7 protein-coding genes are annotated in these 10,885 nt (G+C 74.0%); 5 read left to right on the top strand and 2 right to left on the bottom strand.

Annotation, left to right across the window (positions count from 1 at the left end; genetic code table 11):
- A partial coding sequence (locus PSU4_RS29565; protein WP_147115751.1) for a PA containing protein occupies positions 1–780 on the top strand: 780 nt, incomplete at its 5' end.
- A 199-nt stretch (positions 781–979) separates the two neighbouring features.
- Here PSU4_RS29565 and murJ read toward each other — a convergent pair.
- Entirely contained in the window at positions 980–2,938 is a 1,959-nt protein-coding gene (murJ, locus tag PSU4_RS29560) for a murein biosynthesis integral membrane protein MurJ (RefSeq protein ID WP_246115429.1), read from the bottom strand.
- Positions 2,939–4,295: 1,357 nt separating this feature from the next.
- Between murJ and PSU4_RS29555 the strand changes: the two genes are divergently transcribed.
- Positions 4,296–5,498 (top strand): D-alanyl-D-alanine carboxypeptidase family protein, encoded by a 1,203-nt coding sequence (locus tag PSU4_RS29555; protein ID WP_246115428.1) that lies wholly within the window; start codon positions 4,296–4,298, stop codon positions 5,496–5,498.
- Position 5,499: 1 nt separating this feature from the next.
- Here PSU4_RS29555 and yhjD read toward each other — a convergent pair whose 3' ends face one another.
- Positions 5,500–6,585, bottom strand: coding sequence for an inner membrane protein YhjD (yhjD, locus tag PSU4_RS29550; protein ID WP_147115749.1), 1,086 nt, complete (start codon positions 6,583–6,585; stop codon positions 5,500–5,502).
- 181 nt (positions 6,586–6,766) lie between these two features.
- Between yhjD and PSU4_RS29545 the strand changes: the two genes are divergently transcribed.
- The 3 genes from PSU4_RS29545 to PSU4_RS29535 are packed head-to-tail and all read left to right on the top strand — an operon-like array spanning position 6,767 to position 10,878.
- Positions 6,767–8,218 carry a carotenoid oxygenase family protein gene (locus PSU4_RS29545; protein ID WP_147115747.1) on the top strand — a complete coding sequence of 484 codons (1,452 nt, stop codon included), beginning with the start codon at positions 6,767–6,769 and terminating at the stop codon, positions 8,216–8,218.
- A gap of 55 nt (positions 8,219–8,273) precedes the next feature.
- Complete coding sequence (locus PSU4_RS29540) at positions 8,274–9,911, top strand: class I adenylate-forming enzyme family protein (protein WP_147115745.1); 1,638 nt, start codon at positions 8,274–8,276, stop codon at positions 9,909–9,911.
- Positions 9,904–10,878, top strand: a complete 975-nt coding sequence (locus PSU4_RS29535) for an LLM class F420-dependent oxidoreductase (RefSeq protein WP_147115743.1) — start codon at positions 9,904–9,906, stop codon at positions 10,876–10,878. The genes PSU4_RS29540 and PSU4_RS29535 overlap by 8 nt, the downstream gene beginning before the upstream one ends.
- The last annotated feature ends 7 nt before the right edge of the window (positions 10,879–10,885 follow it).

Genomic DNA, 10,885 nt, shown 5'->3' with positions numbered 1-10,885 from the left:
AAGCCGTTCGCGCAGCTCGACGGCCGCCTCGACGGGATGGCGGGCCGCCTCGAAGGCGTCTCCGGCCGGATGGACGGCCTCGACGACCGCCTCGGCGGCCTCCACAAGCGTCTCGACGACCTCGACAACCGGCTCGACCGGCACGAGATGCGCCTCGACGCGATGCCCAACGCCGTCGCCACCCCGATCAAGGAGCGCGTCGACGGCGTCGAGCGCATGGTGCGCGAGCAGCTCGACGGGGCCCTGCGCTCGGTCGAGGAGAACAACGAGGGCGTCCGCAACCTGTTGGGCGACACCAGCGTCGGCCTGCACCGCCGCCTGGAGGACCTGGCCTCGCGGCCGCAGATCGACCACACCCCCGCGCTCGACGGGCTCACCGCCCGCCTGGAGACCCTCGCGGAGCGCCTCGAGGCCGTCGCCACCCGGATCGACACCGTCGAGGACGGGCTCACCGGCGCGGTCACCGCGCTGAGCAGCGGCGTCGACAGCAAGCTGGGGGCGCTCGAGTCGGCGCTGGGCGACCGCCCCGACACCGCCGCCGTCACCGAGCTGGTGGTGCGCGCCAACGGCGAGTCCGAGCGTCGCAACGCGGGCCAGCTCGACGAGGCCATGGCCACCTTCGCCGAGCTCATCCTCGGCCGCGGCTCCTCGCAGATGCAGACACCCCCGCCCCCGCCCCGCCCCACCGCCCGGCGCAACAACCACCGGGCCAAGGCCGCGGTGAAGTCGCCCAACGGCGCCTCGGCCGCCGACACGGTGACCGACGACCCGGACGACTGAGTCCCGGCAACGCGTTCCCGACGGCCGGCGCCCCTCTCACGGAGGGGTCGCCGGCCGTCGCCGTTCCCACAGCCGCGCGCAACCTCACTGCTGTCCGGCGCCCATCCGCGAACCGTGAGGTTGCGCGCGAAAGATCGGCCGCAACCGCACTGCTGTCCAGCGCCCGACCGGGAACCGTGAGGTTGCGCGCGGGGGTCGGTCAGGCGCGGGTGCGGGCCCGGGAGCCGCCCAGCCGTCGCCACACCGGTTCGAGCTCGCGCTGGCGGAACACCCACAGCATCGCCAGCATCACCGGCGCCGCGACGACCAGCGCCAGCACCAGCTGCGCCCAGGCGCCGCCCGCGCCGCTGCCCCAGCCGCCGAACAGGTGCCCGATCCCCAGCACCACGCCGTAGGCGACGATCGCGCCGACCACCGACGACAGCGCCGTCGTCCCGATCGTCCGCAGCACCTCACCCGTCGCGACGTGACCCAGCCGCCGCGCCAGCAGCCACTGCCCCACGATCGCGCCGATCACGAACGACAGGCTGTTGGCCGCCGCCAACCCGAGCACGACCTTCTCCGGCGGCAGCAGCACCGGGCACAGCAACAGCATCGGAATCTTCGCGACGACGATGACCAGCTGGATCATCGTCGGAGTGCGGGAGTCGGTCAGCGCGTAGAACACCCGCAGCTGCAGCAACGTCACCGCGTACGGCAGCAGCCCGAACGCCGACACCGCGAGCGCCGCACCGAGTGTCGACGCGCCGCCGTCGCGGTCGCCGTGGCCCAGCGAGAACAGCGCCACGCCGACCTCGGTGCCGAACACCGTCAGCAACGCCGAGATGGGCACCAGGAACACCGTCGAGAGCCTGCTGCCCAGCGACAGGTCGATCACCACGTCGTCGATACGGCCCTCGGCGGCGGCCTTGCTCATCCGCGGCATCAGCGCGGTCAGCAACGACACGCCCAGCACACCGTAGGGCACCTGCAGCAGCAACCACGCGTTGCTGTAGATCGCGACGGCACCACCGTCGGCGGCCGCGGCCACCCGCGTCGTCACGATGTAGCCGGCCTGGCCGATCAGCACATAGCCGATGACCCACAACGCCAGCCCGCCCGCCGAGCGCAGCCGCGGGTCCCAGCCCCACAGCGGCGTGAACGACACCCCGACCCGGCGCAGCGCCGGCAGCAGGATCAGCGCCTGCACCGCGATGCCCAGCGACGTGCCGATGCCCAGCACCAGCAGCTTCGCGTTGCCCATCTCGACGGGGTCCAGGCTGATCTCACCCGGCACCAGGACGTAGACGCCCAGCACCACCAGCACGACGACGTTGTTCAGCACGGGCGCCCACGCGAACGGCCCGAACACGCCCTTGCTGTTGAGCACCGCCCCGAACAGCGCGCCGATGCCGTAGAAGAAGATCTGCGGCAGCAGCAGCCAGGCGAACGCCGTCGCCAGCTCGAGGTTGGCCGTCGCGGTCGTCTCCCCGCCGAGATAGAGCCTGGTCAGCAGGCCGGCGCTGAGCATCGCGACGATCGTCGCCACCAGCAGCGCCGCACCCGCGACCGTGAGCAGCTTGCGCGTGTACGCGGCGCCCCCGTCGGCGTCGTCGCGTTGCGCGCGCACCAGCAGCGGGATCATCACGCTGCTCAGCACGCCACCCAGCAGCAGCTCGTAGACGATGTTGGGCAACGTGTTCGCAACGGTGTAGGAGCTGTTGACGATGCCCAGCGACAGCACCGCGACCAGCACGATCTGGCGCAGGAAGCCCGTCACACGGCTGACCAGGCTGGCGATCGCCATCATCCCGGTCGAGCGACCCAGCGAGCGGCCCTTGGGCTGTTGCGCCGGGGCCGGCGCCTCGGGCCGGGTGAGCAGCTCGGTGTCGTCGGTGATCGCGGGGATGAGCTCGGTCGGCGAGTCGCCCAGCCACGGGTAGGCCTGCGTGCCCGGCTCGGCACCGGCCCGCAGCGCCGCGCGCACACCCGTGCCGGAGACGATGCGCGTCTGCATCGCCGCCTCGTCCTGCGCGGCCGCGGCCCGCAGCGCGGCTCCCGAGAACAGCTGGGTGGGCGCCTGGTCGGGCGAGAGGCCACCGGGCATGGGTTGGGCGCGCAGCGTCGGGAGGTCGGCTCCGCGGACGAGCGGGGTCGTCGGCAGCGCGCCGGCTGGCACGGCACCAGGTGGCACGGCACCGGGCGGCACAGCGCCGGGGCCACGCTGCCAGGGCGGCGGGACCGGGCCGGGATCCGGCGGCGAGTCGGGGTCGCGGGGGTCGTGACGGTGCGACCCGGGGCGCCCGGGTGCGGCCCGACCCCCGGGGCTGTTCACGGGCGGGCCGGGGCTGTTCACGGGTATGCCGGGGCCGTTCACAGGCATGCCGGGGCCGTTCACGGGAATGCCGGGGCCGGGAGGGGGGCCCTGTCGCCCGGCGCCGGGCATCGGACCGGCCCGGCCCGGAACCTGCGGCGCGGGTCCGGCGGTGCCGGGGACCGGCTGCCCCGGACCCGGCCGGCGGGGCGACGGAGGGGCGGGCCGGGGACCCTGCCGGCCCGGTGCCGGCGCCTGACCACTCTGCGGCGGCGACCCTTGCCTGCCGGAGCCCTGCGGCGGGCCCTGCTGCGGCGGGCCCTGCTGCGGGTCGCGGCGGCCCTGCGTCTGCTGCCCGGCCCCGCCCGGCCAGAGCGCACGCCGGGGGTCGCCCACCGGGTAGGGGCCCGGTCGTGCATCACGCCGGGGCACCTCGGTCTCGTGACGCCCGGGGCCCGCAGTGTCACGGTCGTCGCGGCCGGGCTCACGCGCACCCGCGTCGTGGCGACCGTCCGGACCGGCGGGCGGGCGGGGCGACGGCGCGACGGCCGGCAACTGAGCCGACGACCGGCCGACCTGCGACTGCGGCGCGAGCGGTGTCGCGCCCGGCGGCAGGCCCTCGGGCGCCGGGGGGCGCGGATCGTCGTCACCGGGACGCTGGGGACCGACGATCGCGGTCGGCGGGCCGGGGTCGGGCGGGCCCGGCGCGGGTCCCGGGTCGCGGAACACCTGCCCGGGTTCGGCGGACCGGCCGTCGTCGACGTCGGTCGTGGTGGCGCGCGGGTCGCGACGAGGATGCGCGTCGTCGTCCGCGACAGGGCCCCCGGGGTGGGGCTCGGTCACGGGAACGGGGCTCGGCTCGTCACGCATCACCGGCAATGGTGCCGGACCGCGCGCCGGGCGGCACCGTCGACCGACGGTGTGGCGTGTCCGTCACATCGACGCGGCCGGTCGCGGGGAGGACTGGCGGCCGGTGAGAGGAGCGGCCCCGGTGGACGAACGACCCGCGCGCAACCTCACTGCTCTCCCCCCGCCCCGGGCGAACCGTGAGGTTGCGCGCGGGTAGTACGGCGCAGGGAGGGACGTCGCCGGTTGGGGCGCCCCTTCGGCCGTTGCCCGGACGGTTGCCTCGGCAGTTGCCCAGGTGGTTGCCCACGCGGTCGGGGCGCGGCGCAGCGGGGAGAGCGGCTGCGGCGGCTGGGGGCGTCTAGTGTCGATCGTCGTGCGGGGGCGGGTGAGGGCGGCGGCCGTCGGGCTGGCGGTCGTGACGATGCTGACGGCGGCGACGACGGCGGGGCCGGCCGGGGCGCAGGCGCCCCCGGTGTGTCACGACCACGCGGCGCCCCCGGGCCCGGCCGCGGTCGAGGAGGGCCCCACCCCGGTGGCGCCGCTACCGGTGCAGGACCCGGCCGTCGGCGGGCCCGCGCTCGGCTCGTGCGACCTCGTGCTGCCCGCGGGCGCACCTGCTGTTCCGGCGGGGATCGACGCGGCGGGCTGGGTGGTCGCCGACCTCGACTCGGGCGCCGTCCTCGCGGCCCGCGACGCACACGGGAGGCAGCGCCCGGCGTCGACACTCAAGCTGTTGACCACGCTGGTGGTGCTCGACCGGTTGCCGATGGACCAGGTCGTGACCGGCGACATGTCGGACGTGCAGGTCGACGGCAGCCGCGCCGGGATCGGGCCGGGCGGCACGTACACGGTGCAGCAACTGCTGTCGGGGCTGCTGCTGAACTCCGGCAACGACACCGCGCACGCGCTCGCCCGCACCCTCGGCGGTGTCCCGCAGACCCTCGACCTCATGCAGCAGCGCGCCGCGGCGATGGGCGCGCTCGACACCCGTCCGGCGACGCCGTCGGGGCTCGACGGGCCGGGGATGTCGTCGTCGGCCTACGACCTGGCGCTGCTGTTCCGGGCGGCGCTGCGCAACGCGACGTTCGCGGAGCTGACGCAGACGCGGCTGGTGCAGTTCCCGGGTTTCGGCACGCACGCGGGCTTCATGCTGTCCAACGACGACCCGCTGCTGCGCTCCTACGACGGCGCGCTCGGCGGCAAGACCGGTTTCACCGACGCGGCGCGGCACACGTTCGTCGGCGCGGCGAAGCGTGACGGGCGGCGGATCGTGGTGGCGCTCGTGCGCGGGGAGCAGCAGCCTGTACGGATGGTCGCGCAGGCGAGTGCGTTGCTGGACTACGGGTTCGCCATGCCGCCGGGTCTCGCGCCGGTGGGAACACTCGTCGAACACGCGCCCGTCACGGAGACGACGACGTCGCCGGGGACGCCGGGCGGCCCGGCCGGGGCGCTGCCGGAGTCGAGCCCGCTGGGCTGGGTCGTCGCCGCCCTGATCCTGGTGGTCGGGGTCGCGACAGGCGTCGGCTACATCGCCAGGCGGGCCCGGGCGCCGAGGGACGGCCCTGACGGGCCGTGAGTCAGCGCCGCTTCCCGGACAGGGCGCGCAGGCCCAGCAGCCCGGTGAGCACCCCCGCGCCGACGAGCCCGACCGCGGCGGCGGGCGTCGGCCCCGACTTCACGACGACCTCCGACCAGATGATCGCCGGCGCCGGCACGTCGGCGGGCTCCTCCTGCTCGTTCTCCTTCGACGTCGCCGCCCAGGCCGTCACGAACAGGATGAAGCGGGAGATGAAGAAGACGAAGATCAGCAGACCGATGATCGACCCGAACGCGGCGCCCGCGGGCGAGTTGGTCACGGTGCGCAGGTAGATCGTCATGATCTGTTTGAGGACCTCGAAGCCGACGGCACCGAGCACCGCGGCCCGCAGCGCGCTGCCGATCGCGACGGGTTGGCGCGGCAGCCGGGCGATCACCCAGAGGAACACGAGCCAGTTGGCGACCAGGCCGAGCACGACACCGGCGACGCCCAGCAGGAACAGCGCCCAGCGCTGGTCGCCGAGGCCGACGAGGTCGAGCAGGAACCGCCCCAGCCCGGTGCCGACGGCCGTCACCGCGAACGACACGACCAGCGCCAGGCCCAGGCCGAGCAGCGCCAGCAGGTCGAACAGCAGCTTCTTGACGACGTTGGGGGCCTCCGGCGGTTGCGCCCACTGCTCCGACAGCGCCTCGCGGAGGTTGCTCATCCAGCCGATGCCGGAGTAGAGGGCGCCGATCAGGCCGAGGACACCGACGGCACCGGCCTGGTCGATGGACTTCTGGATGATGTCGTTGAGGGTCTCGCCGAGCGCGCCGGGGACGGCGGTGGTGATGCCGACGCGGAGCTGGTCGAGCAGCTCGGGCTGCGCGCGGAGCGCGAACCCGGCGGCGGCGAACGCGATCATCAGCAGCGGCACGAGCGCGAGCACGCTGAAGTAGGTGATGGCGGCGGCGTAGTGGTCGCCGTGGCGGTCGGTGTAGCGGGCACCGGCGCGGACGACGTGGTCGAGCCACGGGTACTTCTCGCGCAGCTGTTCGAACTTGCTGGGCTGGTCAGGGGTGTCGTCGTCGTCGACAACAGCCTTGTCGGCCGCCCTCGGGTCGGTCGGCCTGTCGTCGACGGCCACGGCAGTCACCTCACGTCGTCTCGCGGATCCCGATCTTCTCGCGAACCGGCGCCGGTGTCGCGGTGGTCGGGTCACACGTCGGGGCACTTTTGTCCCACTACCCGTTCCGGCAGCCGGGCGAACGGCTGCGGCTGACCCGATCGGGTTGTGACCACCGACACCGGGCCCTAGCGTCGGGGAGGTGACCACCTTCGACGAGCCCTCGGCGGTCGCCGTCGACGTGAGCGACCAGGACAACCCCTACCTGCTGGGCATCTTCGCCCCGGTCCGTGACGAGATCACCGCCGACGACCTCGAGGTGATCGGGCAGGTCCCGCGCGACCTCAACGGCGTCTACCTGCGCAACGGGCCCAACCGACGCTTCGACGCGCCCGGCCGCTACCACTGGTTCGACGGCGACGGCATGGTCCACGCGATGTCCTTCGAGAACGGGAGGGCGCGCTACCGCAACCGGTGGGTGCGCACCCGGGCGTTCGCCGCGGAGGAGGCCGTGGGGCAGGCGCTGTGGTCAGGCGTCATGGAGTCGCCGCGTGGGAACCCCGTCGGCACCGCGCGGGGGTTGCCGTTCAAGGACTCCGCCAACACCGACCTCGTCCATCATCGCGGCCGGGTCCTCGCGACGTGGTACCTGTGCGGGCAGCCGATGAGCATGGACCCGCTGTCGTTGGAGACGCTGGGCGCCGAGGACTTCCTGGGGACGTTGCACGGCGACGTCATGGCGCACCCGAAGGTCGACGAGCACACCGGCGAGCTGATGTGGTTCGACTACGGCGCCCGTGACCCGCTGCTGCGCTACGGCGTCGTGAACGCCGACGGGGCGATCGACCACGAGGTGGAGATCGACCTGCCCGGCCCCCGGCTGCCCCACGACATGGCGATCACCGAGAACTTCTCGATCCTCATGGACCTGCCGCTCACGCAGGACCCGGCCGCCGCACGACAGGGCCGCTACAAGATCGGGTTCGACCGCTCGACGCCGTCGCGGTTCGCCGTCATCCCACGCCGCGGCACCGCGTCGCAGGTGCGCTGGTTCGAGGCCGACCCCTGCTACATCTACCACGTCGTGAACGCGTGGGAAGAGGCCCGGACGATCGTCATGGACGTCTGCCGGGTGACCCGCCCCGAGCCCGTCCCCACCCGCCCCGGGCCGCTGGGCAAGCTGCTCGGCTACCTGCGTCTCGACGCCCGGCTGCACCGCTACGTCTTCGACCTCGACTCCGGCACGACGACCGAGACGCAGCTCGACGACGCCAACACGGAGTTCCCGTCGATCGACGCCCGCGCCTGCGGCCGGCCCACCCGCTACGCCTACAACGTCCACATCGCCGACGCCGAGACCGTCCGTTTCGACGGCCTGCTCCGCCACGACCACGTCACCGGGGAGCGGCAGCACCACTGGTTCGGCTCCGGGAGGTTCGGGAGCGAGGCGCCCTTCGCCCCGCGCGAGGGCAGCACGGGTGAGGACGACGGGTACCTGGTGACGTTCGTGACCGACGAGCGCGACGACCGCTCCGAGGTGCAGATCCTCGACGCCTCGGACCTGACGGCGGGCCCGGTGGCCAGAGTCCTGCTCCCACAACGCGTCCCGCTGGGTTTCCACGCGACGTGGGTCAACTCCTGTGAGCGGCAATAGTCGCTATAGCGACTATTGCCGCTCACGACCGCTCGGCGCGCTTTCGGAGGTCCTCGTGAGGCTCCACCCGCAGGAACGCATCGACGAGTTCGTCGCCGCCGGGTGGTGGCGTGACGACCCGGCCTGGACCTGGGACGCGCTGTTCCGGGAGCGGGTGACCGAGCGCGTAGACGCGACGGCCGTCGTCGACCCGGCAAACCGGGAGGCGCTGCTCGGCACGCCGCCGCGGCGGCTCAGCTGGACCGAGCTCGACGCGGAGATCGACCGGTTCGCGGGCGTCCTGCACCGGGCCGGCGTCGGTGTCGACGACGTCGTCGGGACGCAGCTGGCCAACACCGTCGAGCTCGTCGTCGCCTACCTGGCGTGCGTGCGGCTCGGCGCGATCGTGTCGCCGTTCCCGATGCAGTACCGCGAACACGAGCTGTCGACGTTGGCGCCCGTCGCGGGCCTGCGCGCGTTCGTGACCGTGTCGCGGTTCGGCGACCGATCCCCCGCGGCCGAGGCGTCGTCGGTGGGCGGGTTCGAGGTGCTCACGCTCGACGGCCCGGCACGTTTCGACACGACGCCCCTGCCCGCGCCGAAGCGCCACCCCTCCGACGTCGTGACGCTGTGCTGGACCTCCGGCACCGAAGCCACCCCGAAGGGCGTGCCGCGGTGCGCGAACGGCTGGAACGTCATCGGCGAGGGCTGCGCCGCCGCGCCCGCGCTCACCGCCGACGACGTCATCCTCAGCCCGTTCCCGCTGGTCAACATGGCCGGCTTCGGCGGGGTGCTCGTCCCGTGGCTGCTGACGGGCGCGACGCTCGTCCAGCACCACCCTTTCGACCTGCCGACGTTCCTGGGCCAGATCGCCCACGAACGCGTCACCTACACACTCGCCCCGCCCGCGCTGCTCACCGGCATGCTCCGCGCCCCCGGGCTGCTCGACTCCGCCGACCTGTCGAGCCTGCGGGTCATCGGGTCCGGGTCGGCACCGCTGTCGGGTCGGCTGATCCGGGAGTGGCGCGACCGCTTCGGCATCGAGGTCACCAACTTCTTCGGCTCCAACGAGGGCGTCCCGCTCATCTCCGACCAGCACACCGTCCCCGATCCCGACGCCCGCGCCGCGTTCTTCCCCTGGTTCGGCGGGCCGGGCCTGAGCTGGCCGAACCCGACGAGCGCCGGGGTACGCACGAGGCTCGTCGACATGGGCTCCGGCGCGGAGATCACGGCGCCGGGGACGCCGGGCGAGCTGCGGGTCGCGGGCCCGACGATCTTCTCCGGGTACTGGCGCGGGTCGGCCGCGGATCCGTTCGACGAGCAGGGCTTCTACCGCAGCGGCGACGTCTTCGAGATCGCGCCCGAGGACCCGACGATGCTGCGCTACGTCGACCGCGCCCGCGACCTCGTCGTCCGCGGCGGCACGAACATCTCCCCCGCCGAGATCGAGGCGCTGCTCCTCGCCCACCCGGCGGTGGCCGACGCGGCGGTCGTCGGCTACCCCGACGACGTACTGGGGGAGCGGGTCGCGGCGGTCGTCGTGCCGTCCTCGGGAGTGCCGTCGCCCACGCTCGACGAGCTCGTCGCCGCCCTGCGCGCGGAGAAGATAGCCTCCTACAAGCTCCCCGAACGCCTCGAGATCGTGGACGCGTTGCCGCGCAACCCCGTCGGCAAGATCCTCAAGCGCGACCTGCGGGAGCGCCTGCGTGGGTGAGCTGTCGGTGTCCCTCGGGCTGTGGCAGGACCGGCCGTCGATCGAGGCCGTCGAGACCGCCCGCGCCGCCGACGAGCTCGGCTACGCGCGGCTGTGGATCGGCGAGATGGCGACCTACGACGCGTTCGCCCTCGCCGCCGCCCTGCCGGGCACGATCCCGCTGGTCCTGGGCCCGTTCGCGGTCGCCGTGCGGACGCCGGTGCAGATCGCGGTCGGGGCGGCGACCGTCGCCGAGCTGACCGGGCGGACCGTCGAGGTGGCGATCGGGTCGTCGAGCCCCGTCGTGGTGTCCGGGTGGCACGGGCGGCACGCCCCGGCGCCCGCGCGGGCGTTGGCCGAGACGGCCGAGGTGTTGCGGACGCTGCTCGACGGCGGGCGCGCCGACGTCGACGGGAAGGTCGTCCGCACCCGCGGGTACCGGCTGCGCGCGCCGGCGCCGGGCGGGCCGGTGACGATCGCGGCGTTCGGGCCGCAGGCCGTGCGGGTCGCGGGCCGGTACGCCGACCGGATGGTGCTGAACCTGTTGCCGCCCTTCGTCGCGGGGCGGTTGGTGGCCGCCGTCCGCGACGCCGCCGCCGACGCCGGACGGGAGCCGCCGCGCGTCGCGGCCTGGGTGACCGGGGCGGTCGATCCCGACGACGAGGCGACGTCCCGGCTGGCGCGCGCGGTCGTCGGATATCTGGGGGCGCCGGGCTACGGGGAGGTGTTCACCGAGGCCGGGTTCGGCGATCTCGTCAGGTTCGCGAGAACGGGTCCGTCGCCGCGTGAGCTGCTCGCCGCGGTCCCGCCGTCGCTCGCCGCCGCGGTCGGTGCGATCGGTTCGGCCGACGACGTCAGGTCGCGGATTGCCGAGTACGCCGCAGCGGGCGTCGACGAGGTGTGCGTGGTCCCGGTGGCGACCGACGCCGACCCCGCGGGCCGCCGCACCCTGACCGCGCTCGCCCGGAAAGGTCGTGAGTGGCAATAGTCGCTAT

The organism is Pseudonocardia sulfidoxydans NBRC 16205 (genome assembly GCF_007989085.1).
Lineage (GTDB): Bacteria > Actinomycetota > Actinomycetes > Mycobacteriales > Pseudonocardiaceae > Pseudonocardia > Pseudonocardia sulfidoxydans.
The sequence above is the reverse complement of the archived record's forward strand: the minus strand, read 5'-3'. Positions and strand labels throughout refer to the sequence as shown.